Origin of the sequence: Mesorhizobium sp. B1-1-6 (assembly GCF_006443035.1) — a bacterium.
In the GTDB taxonomy this organism is placed as follows: domain Bacteria; phylum Pseudomonadota; class Alphaproteobacteria; order Rhizobiales; family Rhizobiaceae; genus Mesorhizobium.
In genome coordinates, this window is record NZ_VFWR01000004.1 from 217,425 (window position 1) to 239,140 (window position 21,716).

Genomic DNA, 21,716 nt, shown 5'->3' on the forward strand with positions numbered 1-21,716 from the left:
ATGACCAAGTGGGTTTTCACCTTTGGCGATGGTGCGGCCGAAGGCCGGGCTGGCGACAAGAATCTGTTGGGCGGCAAGGGTGCCAATCTGGCCGAGATGTGTAGCCTTGGCCTGCCGGTGCCGCCGGGCTTCACCATCACGTCGGAGGTCTGCAACGCCTACTATGCCAACGGCCGCGCCTATCCGGCAGGGCTTGAAGCGGACGTCGCCGTGGCGCTGGACCATATCGGCCGGCTCACCGGCCGCCGTTTCGGCGATCCGTCGAAACTGCTGCTTGTGTCGGTGCGCTCCGGCGCCCGCGCCTCGATGCCTGGCATGATGGACACCGTGCTCAATCTCGGCCTCAACGACGAAACCGTCGAGGCGCTGGCCGCCGATTCCGGCGATGCGCGCTTTGCCTATGACAGCTACCGGCGCTTCATCCAGATGTATTCCGATGTCGTCATGGGGCTCGACCACGAGGTGTTCGAGGAGATCCTCGAGGATCAGAAGGCCAGCCTCGGCCATGAACTCGACACGGAACTGACGGCTATCGAGTGGCAAGGCGTCATCGCGCTCTACAAGGCCAAGGTCGAAGAGGAGCTCGGAAAGCCGTTCCCGCAGGATCCGCACGAACAGCTCTGGGGGGCGATCGGTGCCGTGTTCTCGAGTTGGATGAACAACCGCGCCATCACTTACAGGCGCCTGCACGATATTCCCGAAAGCTGGGGCACGGCGGTCAATGTCCAGGCCATGGTGTTCGGCAATATGGGCGAGACCTCGGCCACCGGCGTCGCCTTTACCCGCAATCCCTCAACCGGCGAGAAGCAGCTCTATGGCGAGTTCCTGGTGAATGCGCAGGGTGAGGACGTCGTCGCCGGTATCCGCACGCCGCAGAACATCACCGAGGCGGCTCGCATCGCCGCCGGCTCCGACAAGCCGTCATTGCAGAAACTGATGCCGGACGCCTTCCAGTCCTTCGTCACCATCTCGGACAGGCTGGAAAAGCACTACCGCGACATGCAGGACCTCGAATTCACCATCGAGCGCGGCAAATTGTGGATGTTGCAGACGAGGTCCGGCAAGCGCACCGCCAAGGCGGCGCTGAAGATTGCCGTCGAGATGGCCAGGGACGGCCTGATCTCGAAAGAGGAGGCGGTCGCCCGCATCGATCCCGCCTCGCTCGACCAGCTCCTGCACCCCACCATCGATCCGAAGGCCGCGCGCGACGTCATCGGCGTCGGCCTGCCGGCGTCTCCAGGCGCCGCCACCGGCGAAATTGTCTTTTCCTCCGCGGACGCCGAGGATCTCAAGACACAAGGACGCAAGGCTATCCTGGTGCGTGTCGAGACCAGTCCCGAGGACATCCACGGCATGCATGCGGCGGAGGGCATCCTGACCACGCGCGGCGGCATGACCAGCCATGCCGCGGTCGTGGCGCGCGGCATGGGCAAGCCGTGCGTTTCGGGCGCCGGTTCGCTGCGCGTCGACTATAAGGCAGCTACGCTGATGTCGATGGGGCAGACCTTCCGCAAGGGCGACATCATCACCATCGACGGCGGCAACGGGCAGGTGCTCAAGGGCGCAGTGGCGATGCTCCAGCCTGAGCTTTCCGGCGATTTCGCCGCGATCATGGAATGGGCGGACGCGGTGCGGCGCATGAAGGTGCGCACCAACGCCGAAACCCCGCTCGACGCGCGCATGGCGCGCTCCTTCGGTGCCGAAGGCATCGGCTTGTGCCGCACTGAACACATGTTCTTCGATGGCGCCCGCATTGTCGCCATGCGCGAGATGATCCTGGCCGACACCGAAAAGGACCGGCGCGCCGCGCTCGCCAAGCTGCTGCCGATGCAGCGAGCGGATTTCCTGGAGCTGTTCGAGATCATGGCCGGCCTGCCGGTGACCATCCGCCTGCTCGATCCGCCGTTGCACGAATTCCTGCCCAAGACCGAGGCCGAGATAGCCGAAGTCGCGGCGGCGATGAATGTTGCGCCGGACAAGCTCAGGCAGCGCACCGAGGCGCTGCACGAATTCAACCCGATGCTCGGTCATCGCGGCTGCCGGCTTGCGGTGTCCTATCCCGAGATCGCCGAGATGCAGGCGCGCGCCATTTTCGAGGCCGCCGTCGAGGCCGGCCGTAAGGCCGGCGCGCTGGTGGTACCCGAGATCATGGTGCCGCTGGTCGGGCTTGTGAAGGAACTCGACTACGTCAAGGCGCGCATCGATGCGGTGGCCAAGAGCGTCATGGACGAGAGCGGCGTCAAGATCGACTACCTGACTGGAACCATGATCGAGCTCCCCCGCGCGGCGATCCGCGCCCATGTCATCGCTGAATCGGCCGAGTTCTTCTCTTTCGGCACCAACGACCTGACCCAGACGACATTCGGCATCTCGCGCGACGACGCGGCCTCGTTCCTGGAGACCTATCGCCAGAAAGGCATCATCGAACAGGATCCGTTCGTGTCGCTGGACATCCATGGCGTCGGCGAACTGGTGCGCATGGCCGCCGAGAAGGGCAGGGCGACGCGGCCAGGGATCAAGCTCGGCATTTGCGGTGAGCATGGCGGCGATCCGGCCTCGATCCGCTTCTGCGAGGAGGTCGGACTGGACTATGTGTCCTGTTCGCCCTACCGCGTGCCGATCGCCAGGTTGGCGGCCGCGCAGGCGGCCGTTCAGGTGGCAAAGGCGGGCCGCGGCTGAGCGCCTGCCGCCGATCGGAACGAGGAACTGCCGCAAGACGGTCAGATTGTCGCGTCTGGTGCTTTTCTGCTATCCAGCTCCGATTTTCGCCTTCATGCGGGTCTTGGGATGCCTGCGTGAAACCCCCGATTGGAATTGGATTTGATGCGCCTGCTGCAAAAAAATCTCTGCATTGTCGCCATGTCTCTGGCCGTGGTGTCCAGCGGCCATGCCGCATCGCTGGTCGAGCCCATCCTGCACATTAAGCCGGATACAGGCGGAGCCGGGCGCGTTGCCCTGACCCTCGATGCCTGTGGCGGACGGACCGACAACCGCATCCTCTCGGCGCTGGTGGAAAACAGGATACCTGCGACCATCTTCGTCACCGGCATCTGGCTGAAGCGGAACGCCGCCGCCGTCGAGATCATGCGGGCGCATCCCGACCTGTTCGAACTGGAAAACCACGGCGGCCGTCACATCCCGGCCGTCGACACGCCGCAGAAGATCTATGGCATACGCAGCGCCGGCAGTCCGGAAGCGGTTCTGGCCGAGGTCGAGTCGGGCGCCGTCGCCTTGGCCGGGACTGGCGAGCCGGCGCCGAAATGGTTTCGGGGCGCGACCGCGGAGTATAGTCCGTCGGCGATCGCCATGATCCGCAAGCTGGGCTTCAAGATCGCCGGCTTCTCGATCAATGGCGATGGCGGGTCACTGCTCGGCGCCAGGGAAACCACAAGGCGCATAGGAGCTGCCAAGGACGGCGACGTCATCATCGCCCATATCAACCAGCCGACCCATGCCGCCGGGGAGGGCGTCGTGCAGGGCCTGCTGGCGCTCAAGCAGAAGGGTCTGACCTTCGTGCGGCTCGACGATGCCGGAGGCTTCGGCAATAACGGCACCACCGACTGATCGGCAGGACGGCAGGTCCGGCCTCCTCGTTCGTCCGTTCAAGCTGGCTTGGCTTCGATGCTGACCTTGCTTGCGTAGAACGCGCCGTGGTTGCGGATTTCAGCCATTTCGTCGAAAGGCTGCTCATAGGCCCACATCGCATCCTTGCCTGCCTCGGCGGCAGGCAGCACGCTCCAGTAGCTTGCGTCGCCCTTGTAGGGACAATGGGTGGAGGATTGCGTGCCGCTCAGCTTGTTGAAATCGATGTCTGCGAACGGGATGTAAAAGGCGGCCGGATAGGGCGCTTCCGTCAGCACCTTGGCGTTCGTCGATGAGGCGATAACAGTGTCGCCTGCACGCACGGTGACGGTGCCCTTATACGGTTCGACGGTGATGACCTTATCGGGGTTGCGCTGGAAGCCGGGTGCCGGGTTGGCGATCTTGTCCATGCTGTTTCTCCTCGTCTCAGCTTTAAGTGTGTCGACGAGGTGGTTTGCGCAAGGGCGACTGTCGCCGGCAATCCGCAATCGATCTCCAGCCGTGTGCGCTGCCGACGGCATTTTTAGCGATGACCTTGTCCGGCGAGGCTCAGGCCGCGGTTCTGAACGCGTCCATCAGGCCGGCATAGGCGGCCGCGATACCGGCCACGGGATTGCTGCTCCTGGATGCGGTCTCGACCTTCAAGTGGCCGCCGCCGGTCGGCAGGGTGAGCAGCAGGAATTGACGATTGCCGCCATCGCCCACGGACGCCGCGGCGACGTGCTCGCCTTCCCCTTCGCTCTGAACGCACATCTTGAACAGCAGCGTGCCGCCGACCGCTTCGAGCGCACCGCCGACAACTTCAACAAATTCATCTTCGGAAACAGTCTTTGTGTCCGGCACCAGATCGCCCAGGCTTTCGGCAAGCGTGCTTTCCAGTGCCTTATCGTCGAGCTGCGTGTCCATGCGAACCTCTTTCAGTCGCCAATCGCACCCCTTTGCCCATTAACGAAACTTAATGCCGACGATGGCCGGATTGTGGCGGATTCTCCTCTCGGTCGAGTAATTTAGACTTCTCTGATATAATGGATTTCAAGGCCGCCGGTCCTATGACATGAGCGCCAGGCATTCGGACCTCCAAGAAAGACGCGATTCGATCGCTTGCCTGCGCGACCGGCATTCGGATTTCGTTCGCCACCGGCGGTGGCTGGACAATCCACCGGTTCGCTTCACAATGGCAACAAAAGCGAGGAGCGTAAGGGAGGAACGAATGCTGGGGCTGATGCAGGAATGGCCGCTTCTTTGCCATAAGCTTATCGACAACGCAGAGCGGCAGCATGGCGCGCGAGAGATCGTATCGCGCTCGATCGAAGGTCCGATCGTGCGCACAACCTACGCCAGCATCCACCGTCGCGCCCTGAAGGTCTCCCAGCGCCTGGAGCGTGACGGCTATCGGCTGGGCGACCGCATTGCGACGCTGGCCTGGAACACGGCGCGCCACATCGAGGCCTGGTATGGCATCATGGGCATCGGCGCGATCTATCACACGCTCAACCCGCGGCTGTTTCCCGAGCAGATCGTCTGGATCATGAACCATGCCGAAGACAAGGCGGTCTTTGTCGACCTGACTTTCCTCCCTTTGCTCGAGAAGATCGCCGGCGCGGTCAAGTCCCTGAAACAGGTGATCGTGCTGACCAACAGGGCGCATCTGCCGCAGACCACGCTGCCCAACGTCGTCGCCTACGAAGAATGGCTCGACGAGGCCGATGGCGATTTCGCCTGGAAAAGCTTCGACGAAGGCACCGCCGCCGGCATGTGCTATACGTCTGGAACCACTGGCGATCCAAAGGGCGTCGTCTACAGTCACCGCTCGAATGTCCTGCACGCCATGATCGCCGCCATGCCCGACGCGATGGGCCTGTCTTCGCGCGACACGATCCTACCGGTGGTTCCGATGTTCCACGCCAATGCCTGGGGCCTTGGCCAGAGCGCACCGATGATCGGCGCCAAGCTTGTCATGCCGGGCTGCAAGATGGACGGCGCCTCCATCTATGAATTGCTCGACACCGAGAAAGTAACCTTCAGTGCCGCCGTGCCGACCGTGTGGATGATGCTGCTGCAATATCTGGAGGAGACCGGCAGGAAGCTGCCCTACCTCAACAAGGTCGTCATCGGCGGCTCGTCATGCCCACGCATCATCACCAAGAAATTCCAGGACAATTACGATGTCCAGGTCGTCCACGCCTGGGGCATGACCGAAATGTCGCCGCTCGGCACACTGTGTACGCTGAAGCCGGACTATGAAAGCCTTCAGGGTGACGCCCGGCTCGATGTCCAGGGCAAGCAGGGTTACCCGCCCTTCGGCGTCGAGATGAAGGTGACGGACGACGACGGCAACGCGCTGCCTTGGGACGGCAAGACATTCGGGCGGCTGAAGGTGCGCGGCCCCGCGGTGGCCAGCGCCTACTACGGCGGCGCCGGCTCGGAGCAGTTCGACGAGGACGGCTGGTTCGATACCGGGGATGTCGCCCACATCGACGCTGGCGGCTATATGCAGATCACCGATCGCGCCAAGGACGTCATCAAGTCCGGCGGCGAATGGATTTCGACCATCGACCTGGAGAATCTGGCCGTCGGCCATCCCGATGTCGCCGAGGCAGCCGCCATTGGCGTCCCTCATTCGAAATGGGGCGAGCGGCCTTTGCTGGTGGTTGTCCGCAAGCCGGGGAAGGAACCGACCAAAACCGATATCCTTGGTTTTCTCGACGGTAAGGTGGCCAAATGGTGGATGCCCGACGACGTCGCTTTCGTCGGCGAAATTCCGCACACCGCCACCGGCAAGATCCAGAAGATCACCTTGCGCCAGCAATTCAGCGACTATCGCTTGCCGACGGATTGACGGGATATTGCGTGTCTCGGCCTGATGCGGTCGTAAAAGGACAGTGCAGCGACGTGCACCTTTCCGGCAGGGCACGATAGCATTTCCAACTGGCGCACGATCCTCCTCGAAAATCGATTCCGATTTTGGTGGCCATGCGCTAAGTCTTCTTCGGCTTGGGATGACGCAGAGAAACATGGTCAGCATTTCGGAACGGCAAACGTCGAAGGCTGCCGGATGGTCGCGGCGCACCGCTGCTTTTTCGGCGGTGCTTTTGCTGACCGTGTTCGTCGGCCATTATTTCAACCTCGTTGAAACGCCGGTGTTCCTGTGGGTGTTGGCTATCGTCGCGCTGTTGGCGGCGCTGGCGCTGCTGTTCGCCGGATTTGCCTTCTCGAGGGTGTGGAATTTTGGCGACTATGGCGGCCGCGACATCACGGTCGGCGTCTTGCTGGCAGTGCTGGTGCTGACCCCCTATGGCATCGCCGCCTATTGGGCGACAATCTTTCCGCCGCTCAGGGATATTTCGACCGATTTCGACGAACCGCCGGCACTCGACGTCACCGGTCGCACGAAGGACATGAACGTGCTCTCGCCGCCGACGCCCGGCGAGCAGCGGTTGCAGACCGACAGCTATCCGCTTGTCACCGCGCGCAGCTACGACCTGCCGTTCGAGACCGTCGTCACTGCCGTTGAAACCGTGCTCGACCGCCGCAATTGGGATCTTACCGGACCCTATCCCGAACTCGCCGGGCAAAGCGACGTGACGATTACCGCTGTCGCCAGGAGCTTCGTGTTGGGCCTCCCCGCAGACGTGGCAATTCGCATCACGGACGACGGGGATACGGTTCTCGTCGACATGCGGTCGGCTTCCCGCTACGGCCGCTACGACCTCGGCGACAACGCTGCGCGCATCACCGACTTTCTGGCGGAGTTGGACCAGGAAGTCGCCGGCCAGGTCGGCGCGGCTCCGGCCGAATAGCCGAATAGATGCTCGGGCCTAAGGGGCTGGCCTAAAAATGCCGTCTATGGCCGGCGCGGCGTCTGTCGCGACCAGGCCGCGCGCCACCAGATCCTCCAGATGGGCAAGCACCGACAACCCGGCGGCGCCATGCAGCCGCGGGTCGGTATCCCTGTAGATCGCCTTGACCATGTCTGCGATCGTGCGGTCGCCCGCGCGGATCCGCTCCAATATGGCCCGTTCGCGCATTTTGCGATGGGTCTTCAATCCGCGCATGAAGCCTCGCGGTGCCGTCACCGGCCCGCCGTGGCCGGGCAGCAGCAGGCGGTCACCGCGTTCGATCAGCCGGTCCAGCGAGGCCATGTAGTCCGCCATCGCCCCGTCCGGCGGCGCGACGATGGAGGTCGCCCACGCCATGACGTGGTCGGCCGAAAACAGGATGCCGGTGCCCTCCAGCGCGAATGCCGCGTGGTTGGCGGTATGGCCGGGGGTCAGGACCGTGCGGATTGCCCAGCCGTCGCCGGCGACCAGCGCGCCGTCCGGCAGCGCGAGATCGGGAACGAAAGCGGTATCGGCGCTGGCATCGAGCGCGTTGATCTCGCCAATATGCAATGGCCTTGCCGGCCGGTGCGGCCCTTCCGCCATCACCTGGGCTCCGGTCTCCTGCTTCAGCCGTGCCGCCAGCGGTGAATGGTCGCGATGCGTGTGGCTGACGAAGATGTGGCTGACCGGCCTGCCGGCGATGACGTCGAGCAAGGTGCGAAGGTGAGCTTCGTCATCCGGCCCCGGATCGATCACTGCCAGCGTATCGCGTCCGACGATGTAGCTGTTGGTGCCGTGAAAGGTGAAGGGACTTGGATTTCGGGCCGTGACGCGCTGCACGTCGGGCGCGACGCTGACGCCCCCGCCGTAGCAGGGATCGAAGCTGGTATCGAATTCGAGGGCCATGACGGTGTCGATGCCTGGTGCGGGAATGGCAAAACCGATTGCCGCATAGCACGCAAGCCAATATAGGAAAACGCAAGACCGCGATCATCGGATGGCGGCACTCGGATGGGGAAGACCATGGCAACTGCAACGACGATGCGCCCGCTTGTTTCTCTGGCTCTGCCGCAAGATGGCGCGGCGCGGCTGGCAACGCAGTTCTTCCTGGCGATAGCCGGGACATTGCTCCTGACCCTGTCGGCCAAGACCAAGGTGGTTCTGGGGCCCGTCGATATTTCGATGCAGACGCTCGCCGTCCTGCTGATCGGGGCCGCTTTCGGCCTGCGGCTCGGCGTCGCCACCCTGCTGCTCTATATGGCCGAGGGCGCGATGGGCTTCCCGGTCTTCCAGAGCACGCCGGAAAAGGGAATCGGCATTGCCTACATGCTCGGCTCGACCGGCGGCTATCTCGCCGGCTTCGTGGTCATGGCGGCGATCGCCGGCTGGGCCGCCGATCGCGGCTGGGATCGCCATCCGATCAAGCTTTTCAACGCGATGCTGGTTGCCGAGTTCGTCATGATGGCCATGGGCTTTGCCTGGCTGGCGATGCTCATCGGTCCGGAAAAATCCTGGCAGTTCGGCGTCGTGCCGTTCATCGTCGGTGATCTGATCAAGGTTGCTCTTGCTGCCAGCCTGGTGCCTGCCCTCTGGTCGCTGCTGAAGCGCAACTGAGAGGCAACTCGGCCTGAGCGGAGGTCAGAGGTCTATTCTGGGGACGGGCGGTTCTGATGAAGGTCCTGGTCACCGGCGCTGCCGGCTTCATAGGTTACCACGTCGCCAGGCGGCTGCTCGAACGCGGCGACGAGGTCGTCGGTATAGACAGCATCAACGACTACTATGATCCGCAGATCAAGCAGGCGCGGCTGCGGCTTCTGGCCGAAGCCAGCCGCAACACCAATGCGGGCTACCATTTCATCCACGGTAATCTCGCAGAGCGAAACGTGGTGGACGGCTGCTTTGCCGATCACGCCTTCGACAGGGTGATCCATCTCGCCGCCCAGGCCGGCGTCCGCTACAGCCTTGAAAACCCGCACGCCTATGTCGAGAGCAACATTATCGCCTACGCCAACATGCTGGAGGCCTGCCGCAACAGCCGTGTCGGCCACCTGACCTATGCCAGCACGTCGAGCGTCTACGGCGCCAATACCGACATGCCGTTTTCCGAGCATCGCCCGGCCGACCATCCGCTGCAGTTCTACGCCGCAACCAAGCGCGCCAACGAGTTGATGGCGCACAGCTACAGCCACCTGTTCGGGCTGCCGACGACCGGCTTGCGTTTCTTCACCGTGTACGGCCCCTGGGGTCGTCCCGACATGGCGCTGTTCCTGTTCACCAGGAACATCCTGGCCGGCGAGCCGATCAAGCTGTTCAACAACGGCAATCATACACGCGACTTCACCTATGTCGAAGATATCGCCGAAGGCGTGATCCGCGCCAGCGACAGCCCCGCCGCGGCTAACCCCGCCTGGGATTCCGATAATCCGGATCCTGCGACGAGCAGCGCGCCTTGGCGCATTTTCAACATCGGCAACAACAACCCGGTGAAGCTGACCGCCTATGTCGAGGCGCTTGAAAACGCGCTTGGCCGCAAGGCCATCGTGGAACTCTTGCCGCTGCAGGCCGGCGACGTGCCTAACACTTTTGCCGATACTACGGCGCTGCAAGCGGCGGTCGGCTATCGCCCCGGCACGTCCGTGACGGAGGGCGTCGGCCGGTTCGTTGAATGGTACCTGGCGTATTTTGGGCGGGGATAGGGCATCACGCCTTTGCGCGCCCCCTGGGTGCAATTTTTGACTAGGCGGCGGAGCGCTCTCGCGGCAAATTGTGGAGATGTGTAATCTCTACAACATCACCACGTCGCAAGAGGCCATTCGCCAATGGACTCGGACTTTACGAGACATCTTGGGCAACCTTGAGCCGTCTATTGACATCTATCCCAACCGGCCGGGCCCTGTCGTCCGCAATGCGGCGGACGGCGAGCGCGAGCTTGCTAATCTTTTATGGGGCATGCCGACACCCGTTGAGCGAATGAAGGGCAAGGCCGACTACGGCACCACCAATATACGCAATCCACAGTACGGCCATTGGCAGCAGTACGTTGGCGTCGAGAACCGTTGTGTGGTCCCCGTGACGAGCTTTGCGGAGCCTAGCCCGACATCCGGCGACAAGGACCCCGAGACGGGAATCCAGCGAAACTATTGGTTCGCGCTCAATGAGGACCGCCCTCTGTTCTTCTTTGCCGGGCTCTGGACGCGTTGGCATGGGGTGCGCAAGGTCAAGGATGGGCCCGCCGATTTTGAGCTTTACGGTTTCATGACGACTGCGCCCAACGCCATCATCAAACCAATACACGCAAAGGCCATGCCGGTCATTTTGACCACACAAGAGGAAACAGAGACTTGGCTTACCGCGCCTTGGTCGCAAGCCAAACGGCTACAGCGCACCGCGCCGGACGATGCATTGGTGATTGTGGAAAAGCCAGCTACGCAGGTCAAGTTCCCTCAGCAGGCACCGCCAGCTCAGGGCTCGTTATTCTAGGTCGGACTTAGTTATCTTTCCAGATCACGCGCCGTACCATGCGGACCTCAATTAGTCGCCTAACACGTATCTTCATGCCCTCCGACGCGCTAGGCAGCAAGATATCGACGTCAAGATCGCGACGTTTGCACCGCTCGCAACGCATATGCCGGTCAATTTCCCAAAATGGGATGTCTCCGACGAGCTTGGCGAGATCTCCCGGCAGATAATGGCGGGTGATGTTGCAATTAATGCAACGGATACGGATTAGTTGTCCCACCTCATGCGCTCGGCACAGGGTCTGCACAAGGCGGCGTGGTCGTCTGCTCTGTTCTGGCATGCAAAAAAATAAGAAGATATTCCTCACGGAGTCAATTCGGGCTTGACAATTTTGTTCCCTTTTTGTTCACTAGGACGCAACACCCTTTGGAGCAGTCCCATGGACCATATGGTATCGCTGGATAGTCGCCAAGAAGCCGCCCTCCAGGCAATCGCCGACAAATTCATTGCCCAACACAAAGGCGACCCGGTAAAGGCGCTTAAAGAAATGATCGTTCTAAATGGTCATCTGCAGGATCGGCTTGACACGCTCACGACACCACACCGCGCAAGACGCTAGGGGACGTGCGACGGCACAACGTCTGAACGTTGCCGAGCCACTTTTACGTCGCCTGGATCACCGCGGAACGAGAACAATGTCAACGGGCCTAATTGCAGCCGAAAGCACCACAAGAACCGCTGAAGGCGTTCCCATCGGAGTCGGTGCCAGAATAGAAGGTCGAGTTGCCAATCCGCTGTTGCTGCATATGCCAGGCGCCCCCGTCAGCGGCCGTTCCATTTGTGATAGTGGTGTTGCCGAACGTGTTGCTGTTTTGAGACCAAGTCGACCCCGTGTTTGCGTTGTAGCCGGTCATGTTGGTGGTATTGCCGTAGTGCTGAATGTTATAAGAATTGCCGTTTTCATCGGTGCATGTCTTGAAAGCATGGCTTCCGAAACAAGCGGCCTGCAATGAAGTAGGCGCAATGGCCAACACCATTGCCATGAGCAATCTTTTCATTCCACCCTCCCAATTGTACGATGACATTGCCACATCGAAGAATGGATGTCGAAAAGTTTCGACAGCGGAGCATGTTGCGCCTGACTCCCTGATTTCAGTAAATCTTGGCGCGATTAGCCGGAGTAGATTGCCACGTCCCGGCGCATCTCAGCAGCTTCTCTGACGCTGATCCAGCGCTTGTTATCTGCGATTAACCGATGGATGAACCGGTGACAGCAGGCGCACAGCAGAGACATGTCCGAAAGGCGGGTTTTCTGCTCTCCCTCGGCCGCGGCGAGGGGGACAGTGTGATGCCCCTCAAAGAAGCTGTCTGTCGATCTGGGAGAACCTATACCAAAGCTGAAACTACACACTTCGCACTTAAGTCCCGATGATTTCCGTGCCTCAATTAACTTCTTGCGTAACCGCTTGTCTCGCTGTCGATGCCGTGCGGTCAATACCTTGCCCTCTGGAAACTCTAAGTCGTCATCGCCATCGACTTCCGCTGTCGGTTCCTCCCAAAGAGCTACCCGAATAGCCGTTGCCAGTTTGGCCAGTTCGTTCTTTCGGCCGTTCGGGAACTCGGCCACGATTGCGGTGTCAGTCTTTGAAAAGCTCAGCCCTCGATTTGGATCAATTGCAGAGAGCAAATTTTGCATCTTCAATGCGACGCCATCCACATTGCGAAAATTCTCTTTCCGCCCCGCTGCGGGATAGATATGCGCTCTACGCAGAAGGGTAGACAATTCCAATGTGTCAACATGCTGCCGGTCGAGCGGCTTGCCGTGACGATAGAGCAAATCCAAGGCTAGTAGGGACTCGTCGCGCGTCCATTTCGGATTCCCAGAACCTTTCGTTACCGGCATGACAATCGGACTCTCTAGTTGGTTGGCTTACAATTATGATGGTGCACCTGAAGACTCAAAGCATAAGATCGTCACTATTCTGTTTGCGACGCTTTCATCCAACCGCTCTCGCCACTTTTAATTGAGCTGGAGCCTGTGTGTTTGGCGGCGAAGCGAGCCCGTATGTTAGGAATATCGTAACCTTTCCCCAATGCTAATTTAATATCTATAGGAGACTGTAATTCGCGTAGGTAGGGGCGCGGCGATGAACAAATTATTCTTTGGGGACAATCTTCACGTTCTTCACGAGAGAATTAAGCCGGAATCTGTTGATCTCGTCTATCTCGACCCGCCGTTCAATTCGAATGCGAACTATAATGTGCTTTTTCGGGAGGATAGTGGTGCTCCGACCGAAGCGCAAGCTGAAGCGTTCAGGGATACTTGGGAGTGGGGCGAGCAAGCAGCTGAAGCATACGAAGACGTTATGCGTGCGTCTGGTGATGTGGCTCTGGCTCTAAGAGGAATGCGAGCCTGGATAGGCCAAAATGCAATGATGGCCTACTTGGCTATGATGGCAGTGCGGCTCCTAGAGTTACGCGATGTCCTGAAGCCCACTGGATCACTCTATTTGCATTGTGATCCTAACGCCAGCCACTACTGAAAATCATCCTAGATGCGTTGTTTGGTCCTTCGAGTTTCCGGACCGAGATAAGTTGGAGGCGCCAGTCGGCACACAACGATGCCAAACAAGGGCGCAAACAATACGGAAACGTACGAGACACAATACTATTCTATATAAAATCTGACAAGTGGAAATGGAATACCCAGTATACTCCCTATGATCCGGAGTACGTCCGTGATTTCTATAAGTACAGAGAGCCAGGAACAGGCCGAGCATATCGGTTGAGCGATCTTACTGGGCCTGGCGGGGCCGCCAAAGGCAATCCATTCTATGAAGTGCTGGGGATTAAGAGGCACTGGAGGTTCAGCCGAGAGAAGATGGACCTACTAATTTCTCAAGGGCGGGTCGTTCAGACCAAACCTGGCACCGTCCCAGCACAGAAGCGCTATCTTGACGAAATGCCCGGAGTAGCCCTTCAGAACGATTGGTCAGATATAAGGGCGGCCTCTGGCAAGGAGGCGCTGGGATACCCAACACAAAAACCCTTGAGCCTCCTCGAGCGCATCATTCAGGCATCCTCAGATCCTGGCGACGTTGTGCTTGATCCCTTCTGTGGTTGCGGAACCACGGTAGAAGCGGCGGAACGGATCGGGCGCCAGTGGATCGGCATTGATGTAACGCACTATGCAATAACTCTCATCGAAGCTCGATTGAAGGCAAATCATCCCAAAGTATCATTCTCAGTGCATGGTCGGCCGGTTGATCTCGCGAGCGCACGTGACCTCGCTCGGCGGGACAAGCATCAGTTCCAATGGTGGGCGGCGTGGCGTGTCGGTGCGCAAACCTATCGGGAAGAAAAGCGAGGGGCGGATCGCGGTATTGATGGAAACATACTTTACAAAAATGGCCCGTACGGTGACGGTCGCATCATCGTATCAGTTAAAGGCGGCGAGCACGTTGGCGCGCAAATGGTGCGCGATCTACGCGGCGTGATTGAGCGAGAAGAAGCAGAGATGGGCATTCTCGTCTCTCTTGCTGAAGCAACTCAACCAATGATCCGCGAAGCGGCAGACGCTGGTTTTGTGATGCGCTCTGCTCATGGTCGACTGCCTAGAATCCAGATCGCGACAATCGCTGACATGCTTTCTGGACGTATGCCAAAACTCCCACCGCTGCCCATCCCTGAAAGGAAACTGACGGCTTCCGTTCGGCGGAAGGACAAGGATCAGCTAGAGTTGCTGCTACCATTCGATGGCGAAAAGGTCATCCCGACCAAAGGGGTATTTGTCGATCCGCGGTTTGTGACATTGACTGGGTAGTTGTGAGTCTTCAAAAACAATGAGCGTCGAGGAGAGCGGCAGAGCGCTGCTCCGCCTTGTAGTTGCTTTCTCCTTACGATTGGCTAACCCTCGAAGTCGTTCATGACCTCGAATTGGCACTTGAGGGCGGCATACCGGTCGTTTTGTTAATGATTGTGTATGCCATATTGCTTTTCGCCTCGTCGGTCCGGATTCGCCGGGAGCCGTTACAGAAGGCTGCATTTCTGTCGGTGTCGTTTTTGCTCGTTCACTCTCTTGTCGACTATCCCTTGCGAACCGCAGCACTCGCGATGACGTTTGCCTATTTGAATGCGATCGTCTTTCACAAGGGTTTTGCCGAGCGGCTGAACCAAAGGCGCGAGATGGGCGAGATAGGCCATCACGATGAAGACAATCTGCTTGTCCCGGCCAGGACCTCGGGCCCGGCAAGGCAAGGGCGGTTGGCAGGGGCCGGTGACAATCGCTCGGCCCCTTCGTCGGGCACCAGATTGACAAGCCACGGCATGAAACCTAAGCACGGGCGGCTTGTGTCAGGGGAGGGGACTTAGGCATGTCAAGGAGAGTTTCTTGAAAGGAATTATCCTTGCTGGAGGCAGTGGAACGCGCCTTTATCCGCTAACGTTGGCGGTCTCCAAGCAAATCCTCCCGGTATACGACAAACCGATGATCTATTACCCGCTGAGCGTTTTGATGCTTGCGGGGATTCGAGAGATTCTGGTCATATCCACGCCGCGGGACCTGCCGGTTTTCCGCGAGCTGTTGGGCGATGGATCGGAATTCGGGCTTGAGTTGTCCTACGCCGAGCAGCCGCAGCCCAACGGGCTTGCGGAAGCGTTCATTATCGGCCGCGATTTCATCGGCGCGGACAGCGTTTCGATGATACTGGGCGACAACATCTATTTTGGCGACGGATTGTCCAAGCTTTGCCGCACCGCGGCATCGCGCGAAAGCGGCGCTTCGGTGTTCGCCTACCATGTCGAGGATCCGGAGCGCTATGGCGTGGTGTCCTTCGACAAGACCACTGGAACCGCGCTCACGATTGAGGAAAAACCACAGAAGCCGAAATCCAACTGGGCCGTCACCGGCCTTTATTTCTACGACAACCAGGTTGTCGATATCGCCTCAAGGATTCGGCCCTCGGCTCGAGGCGAGCTCGAAATCACGGCGGTCAACAATGCCTATCTCGAGCGTGGCCAGTTGCAGGTGCATCGGTTGGGGCGCGGCTATGCCTGGCTCGATACCGGCACTCACGACAGCCTGGACGATGCTTCTTCGTTCGTGCGTACAATCGAACGTCGCCAGGGCATCAAGGTCGCCTGTCCGGAGGAAATCGCCTTCGAACAGGGCTGGCTGAGGGCCGATGAAGTGTTGCAGCGGGCAACCCGCTTGGGAAAAAATGAATATGCCGCTTATCTGCGCCGTCGCGTGGTCGAGTTGTCGGAGGACTAGATGCTGGAGGTGAGACCCCTTGGCATCGAAGGTCTGCTCGAAATTATTCCGAAGCGGCACGGCGATGCCCGTGGCTACTTCACCGAAACCTGGAACGCCGCACGCTTCGCCGAGGCCGGCCTCGAACTCGCCTTCGTCCAGGACAATCACTCCTATTCCGCCGCGGCCGGTGTCGTCAGGGGGCTGCACTATCAGTTGCCGCCACGTGCCCAGGACAAGCTGCTGCGCGTTGTCAGAGGCAGCGTCCTGGATGTCGCGGTCGATATCCGCCGCTCCTCGCCGACATTCGGAAAATGGGTTGCCCTCGAGGTCTCGGCCGAGAAGGGCAACCAGATCCTGGTGCCCAAGGGCTTCGCCCACGGCTTCATGACGCTCGTGCCCCATACCGAGGTGCTGTACAAGGTGACCGACACCTATTCGCCCGAACACGACCGCTCGATCCGTTTCGACGATCCGGCCATCGGTATCGAATGGCCGCCGCCGGCTGGCGGCTTCCAGCTTTCTGACAAGGACCTCAAGGCGCCGCTGCTCGCCGCCGCCGAGGTGTTTGCCTGATGAACATTGCCAGATGCACGGGGATAGCGGCATGAACTTTCTGGTGACGGGCGGGGCCGGCTTCATCGGTTCGGCGGTGTGCCGGCATCTGTGCGCCAACCCGGCCTACCGGGTGACCAATCTCGACAAGCTGACCTATGCGGGCAACCTGGCCTCGCTGCGGCCGATCGAAAATGCACGAAATTACAGCTTCGCCCACGCCGACATCTGCGACGAGCGGGCGGTGCTCGACATATTGCGCCGCGGCGATATCGACATCGTCATGAACCTCGCCGCCGAGAGCCATGTCGACCGCTCGATCGATGGGCCGGGCGCCTTCATCGAGACCAACATCGTCGGCACCTACCGGATCCTCAACGCAGCGCTGGAGTACTGGCGCGGCCTTTCCGACGACAGGAAGGGCCGTTTCCGCTTCCATCACGTCTCGACCGACGAGGTGTTCGGCGACCTGCCCTTCGATGGCGGCATGTTCGTGGAAGAGACGCCTTACGCGCCGTCTTCGCCCTATTCCGCCTCCAAGGCGGCCTCCGACCACCTGGTGCGCGCCTGGCACGAGACCTATGGCCTGCCGGTGGTGCTGTCCAATTGTTCGAACAATTACGGGCCTTACCATTTTCCCGAAAAGCTGATTCCGCTGGTCATCCTCAACGCGCTCGACGAGAAGCCGCTGCCGGTCTACGGAGCCGGCGCCAATGTGCGTGACTGGCTGTTCGTCGAGGACCATGCGCGCGCGCTGGAACTGATCGCCACCAAGGGGCAGCCGGGCGAGAGCTACAATGTCGGCGGCAATTCGGAACGCACCAATCTGGGCGTCGTCGAGACGATCTGCGATCTGCTCGACGCCAGGCGCCCCCGGGCCGGCGGCAAAAGCCATCGTAACCTGATCTCTTTCGTCACCGACCGTCCCGGCCATGATCGCCGCTACGCCATCGACGCGTCCAAGATCGGCCGCGAGCTCGGCTGGACGCCGAGGGAGAATTTCGACAGCGGCCTGGCAAGGACGGTCGACTGGTACCTGGACAACAAATGGTGGTGGGGACCGATCCGCGAACAGCGCTATGCCGGCGAAAGACTGGGCGAAGCGCGCAAGGAGGCGGTGTGAGGCTCGCTGTCACCGGACGCGAGGGCCAGGTTGCGGCAAGCCTTCTGGAGGCTGGGCGCGAAGACGTCAAGGTCATCGCCATCGGCCGGCCGCAACTCGACCTCGCGCGGCGCGGGACTGTGATCGAGGCCATCACCGCCGCTAAGCCCGATATCGTCGTGTCGGCCGCCGCCTACACGGCGGTGGACCAGGCCGAGGACGAACCCGAGCTCGCCTTTGCGGTGAACGCCGCCGGCGCCGGCGAGGTGGCGCAGGCGGCGGCTCGGCTCGGCGTGCCCGTCATCCATCTGTCGACCGACTATGTCTTCGACGGCACCAAGGACGGTCCCTATCTGGAAACCGACGCGACCGCGCCGATTGGCGTCTACGGCGCCTCCAAGCTTGCCGGCGAACAGGCGGTGGCATCAGCCAATTCGCGCCACCTGATCTTGCGCACGGCGTGGGTCTACAGCCCGTTCGGCAAGAATTTCGCCAAAACCATGCTGAGGCTGGCCAGCGACCGCGACGAGATACCGGTTGTGGCCGACCAATGGGGAAATCCCACTTCCGCGCTTGATATCGCTGACGCGATCCTGCATGCGGCAGCACGGCTGCACCGCAACGAGGATTTCGCCGCGTGGGGCATCTATCATCTGGCCGGCACGGGCGAGACCAACTGGAGCGGCTTCGCCCGCCATATCCTGGACATAAGCGGTGGGCTCGGTGGCCCCTCCGCGCGGGTGCGCGATATTGCTGCGACGGACTATCCGACCAAGGCGCGCCGCCCCGTCAATTCCCGGCTGTCGAGCGCGAAGTTTGCCTCCGTGTTTGGATGGAGTGCGCCGGTACTGCAGAAATCGGCGCGAGAGGTGGTCCGTCGTCTCCTGAGCAGGTGACCTGACGGGGATTTGACTGCATCAACAACCAACAAATCGCGGGGATTCACCGGCTGCCACAGTGCGACACCGTATTCAGCGTCGGCGGTTATCGAGTTGGTGATAGAGATCGGCGTATGTTTTTCCCATCCTGTCAGCTGTAAAGAGGCGAACGTAGCGATCGCGAGCAGCTCGCCCCCAGTTCGCTGCCTCGACCGGCGAATCGACGACCTGGTTGATGGCTTCGGCAAGGCGTGCTGGATCGGAAGGCGGTACGACCAACCCGGTCTCGCCCGCTTTGTTCACATAACTTGTTCCCGTTCCGATCTCGCAGGAGATCATCGGTTTACCGCACATCGCAGCCTCGACGAGAGAAAGCCCGTAGGCTTCCGACCTCTGGTTTGACGGAAAAACGAACCCCAGGCAGTTGTGGAGGAGCGCCATCTTGTGCCGCTCGGCCACCTCGCCGAGGAATATCACATTGTTGCGACGCAACGTCTTGGCCTGAAGCTTCAGGCGCTCTTCGATAGGCCCTGATCCGGCAATAACGATCTTGCACCTGACTTTGTCGGCCGCCTGAATCAGCACGTCCAGCCCCTTGTAGTAGCGCAAGACGCCGACGAAGAGCACGAAAGGCTCCGTCATCGCCGCTTGGCACCATCTGTTGTCGGCTTCGGTCGGCGTGGGATAATCGGTTTCATTGATGCCGATTGGGATGATCGCCGATTTGCCCTCCAAGGCTCTGAGAACGGGGCTCGATTTCAAATAGTCCGGAGATGTCGCGACGATAGCGTCCACATCCCTGAGGAAGCGCAGCATCAGCGGCCGATAAAGAGGCAGCAAAAGCCGCTGTTTGACGATGTCGGAATGGTAGGTGACGACGGTCGGTTTGCCATGACGGGATTGAAAATGCACCATGTCCATGAATGGCCATGGGAAATGGTAGTGTATGAGGTCGGCTTTCCCGGCGAGCGCCCCGAACTTCCGAAAGACCTCGAGCGAAAACCCGGTCGACGCCAGTTCGAAATCCAGCCTGGCTTTTCGGGCCATGTGCCCGTCGAGATGCTGCGTGTTCTCGTTCGGAGCACGGCTCAACGAGAGCACTTCGGTTTCAATGCCGCGGCTGGCGGTGCTTTGAGCGATGGCATGTATCGTCCGCTCCACCCCGCCAAAGGTATCGGGCCAGTACGTCTTGAAGAAATGCAGCACTTTCAAATGTTGGTCTTCCGTCTTCGCTCGATGGCCAGTTCAAAAATCTGAAGCATACCTTCCACGTCAGCGCCTTCTTGCGATTATGGCCAATTCGAACACTGCGACCAGGTCCAAGGCGCTTTTTCTCCAGTCGAACCGGAGCGCGTTCAGGGGCGCTTTCTCAGCCAGCCGCGAGCGCAACGCATTGTCGAGTGCCAACCGGCCCATCGCGGCGGAGATATCCTGGACGTTGGTCGGGTCAACAAGAATGGCAGCTTCGCCAGCCACCTCGGGCATGGAAGACATATTTGAAGTTACAACAGGCACCCCAACCCCATTTGCTTCGATAATTGGAAATCCAAAGCCTTCGTATAGCGACGGCATGACAAGAAACTTCGCTCGGCGATAGAGGACAGCGAGATCGCTGTCCGTGACATAACCCGTAAGTCGCACGTCCGATTCGATTTCGAGGCGCACCATGCGCTCGCGCAGGTCGCCGAGACGCCACCCCTGACCCCCCGCTATGACGAGCAGCAGATTTTTCCTGACAGGCTCCGGAAGCAGCGCATATGCTTCCAGGAGATTTGGCAAGTTCTTGCGGGGTTCAAGTGTGCCGACAAAAAGGGCGTAATCGCGGTCGATGCCTTTGTCCGCAAGCACGCTGTTGGTCCCGCCATCCTCCAGGCGCGTCACTCCAGGGTACACCACGTGCAGTTTCTTGGAGACCTGTGGATACAGCATTCGAATGGCATCGGCCGTAGCGCGCGAGACTGCGACGATCTTATCCGATGAAAATACTGCAGGTCGCATGAGGAAGCGATCGCCGAGCCAGCCCTGCAAACGCATTGTCGATGCCGCATGGTGCCATACGAGATCGTGAATGGTCACAACGCGGGGAATATCCGGATCCAAGCTAAAGGGCAATCTGTGGGCAGGGCCCCAAAAGATGTCGATTTTGTCGCGAGCTGCCTGTTTGGGTAAGATGGTTTGACCCCAAACCATGCGCCTGAAATTGCCTGCATGACCAGATATCCGAAACGTTCCGCCCGATAGACGAGAAATATCCGAGACCGGTCGCTCCGGGAGATACAGAAAGATTTCGTGACCGGCTTCCGCCAACCCACGGCACATCTCCAGCACATAGCGGCCGATGCCTGTGAGATTGTGGACAAGGTTGCGGGCATCAATGCCGATTTTCATGAATCGGACCGTTTTTTCTGTTCGAGCCTGAAAGGAAAGCGGCTGGCGCTGTCTAGCCGTGGGCTCGACGGGCCGGCGTGCCTGTATACACGCCGGGCACTTCAATGTCTCGGACGACCGTTGCGCCAGCGCCGATGATGACATTGTCGCATATGCTGAGCCGATCAATCACGGTCGCACCTGCGCCAACCAGAACCTGTGTGCCTATTCGGCAACGGCCTGCAACGGTCGCATTGACGGATATATGAGAAAAATCACCGATCACGCATTCGTGGTCAACGACTGCGCCGCTATTGATGATGACGCCCCGGCCAACCTTTGTAAGCGGTCCTATATGGGCCTGATGAGCGACCAGTGAGCCTTGCCCGATCTCACATTGCCTCCCGACAGAGGCAGTCGGTGCGACGAGCATCGCAAGAGGAACAAGCGCGCTCCCGCATTGCGCGCGTCGCCGCGCATTGTCACCCGAGCCCGGAAACATGAACCAACCGGCGCCGGAGGCATTGCTGGGAAGAACAGCGACAGCAGGAAAGCCCGCAAATTCCTCACCGGCCTTTGCCTGGTCATCGATGAAAATCAAATCATCGAACCCTGTCGATAAGGCTATGTCTCCTACGCTGCGCGCATGGCCGCCAAAGCCCAGAATGAAAAGGCCTTTGCTCATAGTGACGGCGTCATGC

Annotated in this window: 23 protein-coding genes; 15 read left to right on the top strand and 8 right to left on the bottom strand. The window is 60.2% G+C overall.

What is annotated here, in order from left to right:
- Entirely contained in the window at positions 1 to 2,679 is a 2,679-nt protein-coding gene (gene ppdK, locus FJ979_RS10260) for a pyruvate, phosphate dikinase (RefSeq protein ID WP_140580795.1), read from the top strand.
- A gap of 144 nt (positions 2,680 to 2,823) precedes the next feature.
- Positions 2,824 to 3,564, top strand: coding sequence for a polysaccharide deacetylase family protein (locus FJ979_RS10265; protein ID WP_140580797.1), 741 nt, complete (start codon positions 2,824 to 2,826; stop codon positions 3,562 to 3,564).
- A 38-nt stretch (positions 3,565 to 3,602) separates the two neighbouring features.
- Here the strand turns inward: FJ979_RS10265 and FJ979_RS10270 are convergent, their stop codons facing one another.
- Both FJ979_RS10270 and FJ979_RS10275 read right to left on the bottom strand, forming a co-directional pair.
- Positions 3,603 to 3,992 (bottom strand): DUF427 domain-containing protein, encoded by a 390-nt coding sequence (locus tag FJ979_RS10270; protein WP_140494914.1) that lies wholly within the window; start codon positions 3,990 to 3,992, stop codon positions 3,603 to 3,605.
- Positions 3,993 to 4,131: 139 nt separating this feature from the next.
- The gene (locus tag FJ979_RS10275; RefSeq protein WP_140551013.1) at positions 4,132 to 4,488 is read right to left on the bottom strand and encodes a hypothetical protein; all 357 of its coding nucleotides are present in this window, start codon (positions 4,486 to 4,488) and stop codon (positions 4,132 to 4,134) included.
- Between the two features lie 304 nt (positions 4,489 to 4,792).
- Here FJ979_RS10275 and FJ979_RS10280 point away from each other — a divergent pair, with 304 nt between their 5' ends.
- Together FJ979_RS10280 and FJ979_RS10285 are read left to right on the top strand one after the other, a co-directional pair.
- Entirely contained in the window at positions 4,793 to 6,421 is a 1,629-nt protein-coding gene (locus tag FJ979_RS10280; protein WP_140580798.1) for a fatty-acid--CoA ligase, read from the top strand.
- Between the two features lie 175 nt (positions 6,422 to 6,596).
- Positions 6,597 to 7,382 carry a DUF1499 domain-containing protein gene (locus FJ979_RS10285; RefSeq protein ID WP_140494907.1) on the top strand — a complete coding sequence of 262 codons (786 nt, stop codon included), beginning with the start codon at positions 6,597 to 6,599 and terminating at the stop codon, positions 7,380 to 7,382.
- An 18-nt stretch (positions 7,383 to 7,400) separates the two neighbouring features.
- Here the strand turns inward: FJ979_RS10285 and FJ979_RS10290 are convergent, their stop codons facing one another.
- Positions 7,401 to 8,309 (bottom strand): MBL fold metallo-hydrolase, encoded by a 909-nt coding sequence (locus tag FJ979_RS10290; protein WP_140564248.1) that lies wholly within the window; start codon positions 8,307 to 8,309, stop codon positions 7,401 to 7,403.
- A gap of 117 nt (positions 8,310 to 8,426) precedes the next feature.
- On the opposite strand from FJ979_RS10290, the gene FJ979_RS10295 reads away from it, so the two are divergent.
- The 4 genes from FJ979_RS10295 (at position 8,427) to FJ979_RS10315 (ending at position 11,481) form a co-directional block, all read left to right on the top strand.
- The gene (locus tag FJ979_RS10295) at positions 8,427 to 9,017 is read left to right on the top strand and encodes a biotin transporter BioY (protein ID WP_140580800.1); all 591 of its coding nucleotides are present in this window, start codon (positions 8,427 to 8,429) and stop codon (positions 9,015 to 9,017) included.
- Between the two features lie 56 nt (positions 9,018 to 9,073).
- A complete protein-coding gene (locus FJ979_RS10300; RefSeq protein ID WP_140564247.1) occupies positions 9,074 to 10,099 on the top strand; it encodes an NAD-dependent epimerase in 1,026 nt (341 codons plus the stop codon).
- 76 nt (positions 10,100 to 10,175) lie between these two features.
- Complete coding sequence (locus tag FJ979_RS10305; protein ID WP_140564246.1) at positions 10,176 to 10,883, top strand: SOS response-associated peptidase; 708 nt, start codon at positions 10,176 to 10,178, stop codon at positions 10,881 to 10,883.
- Between the two features lie 418 nt (positions 10,884 to 11,301).
- Positions 11,302 to 11,481, top strand: a complete 180-nt coding sequence (locus FJ979_RS10315; RefSeq protein WP_140564245.1) for a hypothetical protein — start codon at positions 11,302 to 11,304, stop codon at positions 11,479 to 11,481.
- A gap of 88 nt (positions 11,482 to 11,569) precedes the next feature.
- Here the strand turns inward: FJ979_RS10315 and FJ979_RS10320 are convergent, their stop codons facing one another.
- Positions 11,570 to 11,920, bottom strand: coding sequence for a hypothetical protein (locus tag FJ979_RS10320; protein ID WP_140564244.1), 351 nt, complete (start codon positions 11,918 to 11,920; stop codon positions 11,570 to 11,572).
- 113 nt (positions 11,921 to 12,033) lie between these two features.
- Positions 12,034 to 12,705: an HNH endonuclease gene (locus FJ979_RS10325; RefSeq protein ID WP_181173417.1), complete on the bottom strand. Its 672-nt coding sequence runs from the start codon at positions 12,703 to 12,705 to the stop codon at positions 12,034 to 12,036.
- A gap of 304 nt (positions 12,706 to 13,009) precedes the next feature.
- On the opposite strand from FJ979_RS10325, the gene FJ979_RS33315 reads away from it, so the two are divergent.
- From FJ979_RS33315 to rfbD, 7 genes are all read left to right on the top strand, one after another.
- Entirely contained in the window at positions 13,010 to 13,405 is a 396-nt protein-coding gene (locus FJ979_RS33315; protein WP_281405999.1) for a DNA methyltransferase, read from the top strand.
- Positions 13,406 to 13,422: 17 nt separating this feature from the next.
- Complete coding sequence (locus tag FJ979_RS33320; RefSeq protein ID WP_281406000.1) at positions 13,423 to 14,685, top strand: DNA methyltransferase; 1,263 nt, start codon at positions 13,423 to 13,425, stop codon at positions 14,683 to 14,685.
- Positions 14,686 to 14,798: 113 nt separating this feature from the next.
- Positions 14,799 to 15,233, top strand: coding sequence for a hypothetical protein (locus FJ979_RS32940; protein ID WP_246679295.1), 435 nt, complete (start codon positions 14,799 to 14,801; stop codon positions 15,231 to 15,233).
- Between the two features lie 19 nt (positions 15,234 to 15,252).
- Positions 15,253 to 16,134 (top strand): glucose-1-phosphate thymidylyltransferase RfbA, encoded by an 882-nt coding sequence (rfbA, locus tag FJ979_RS10340; RefSeq protein WP_140514965.1) that lies wholly within the window; start codon positions 15,253 to 15,255, stop codon positions 16,132 to 16,134.
- On the top strand, positions 16,135 to 16,689 hold the full coding sequence (gene rfbC / locus FJ979_RS10345; RefSeq protein WP_140514872.1) for a dTDP-4-dehydrorhamnose 3,5-epimerase: 555 nt from the start codon (positions 16,135 to 16,137) through the stop codon (positions 16,687 to 16,689).
- Positions 16,690 to 16,720: 31 nt separating this feature from the next.
- Positions 16,721 to 17,791: a dTDP-glucose 4,6-dehydratase gene (gene rfbB, locus FJ979_RS10350; protein WP_140580802.1), complete on the top strand. Its 1,071-nt coding sequence runs from the start codon at positions 16,721 to 16,723 to the stop codon at positions 17,789 to 17,791.
- Positions 17,788 to 18,666 (top strand): dTDP-4-dehydrorhamnose reductase, encoded by an 879-nt coding sequence (gene rfbD / locus FJ979_RS10355; RefSeq protein WP_140580804.1) that lies wholly within the window; start codon positions 17,788 to 17,790, stop codon positions 18,664 to 18,666. Before rfbB ends, rfbD begins: the two co-directional genes overlap by 4 nt.
- A 75-nt stretch (positions 18,667 to 18,741) precedes the next feature.
- Here rfbD and FJ979_RS10360 read toward each other — a convergent pair whose 3' ends face one another.
- The 3 genes from FJ979_RS10360 to FJ979_RS10370 are packed head-to-tail and all read right to left on the bottom strand — an operon-like array spanning position 18,742 to position 21,700.
- Positions 18,742 to 19,860, bottom strand: a complete 1,119-nt coding sequence (locus tag FJ979_RS10360) for a glycosyltransferase (protein ID WP_140580806.1) — start codon at positions 19,858 to 19,860, stop codon at positions 18,742 to 18,744.
- Between the two features lie 60 nt (positions 19,861 to 19,920).
- Positions 19,921 to 21,036 carry a glycosyltransferase family 1 protein gene (locus tag FJ979_RS10365; protein ID WP_140494862.1) on the bottom strand — a complete coding sequence of 372 codons (1,116 nt, stop codon included), beginning with the start codon at positions 21,034 to 21,036 and terminating at the stop codon, positions 19,921 to 19,923.
- Positions 21,037 to 21,088: 52 nt separating this feature from the next.
- Positions 21,089 to 21,700, bottom strand: a complete 612-nt coding sequence (locus FJ979_RS10370; RefSeq protein ID WP_140520773.1) for a NeuD/PglB/VioB family sugar acetyltransferase — start codon at positions 21,698 to 21,700, stop codon at positions 21,089 to 21,091.
- Positions 21,701 to 21,716 lie beyond the last annotated feature (16 nt).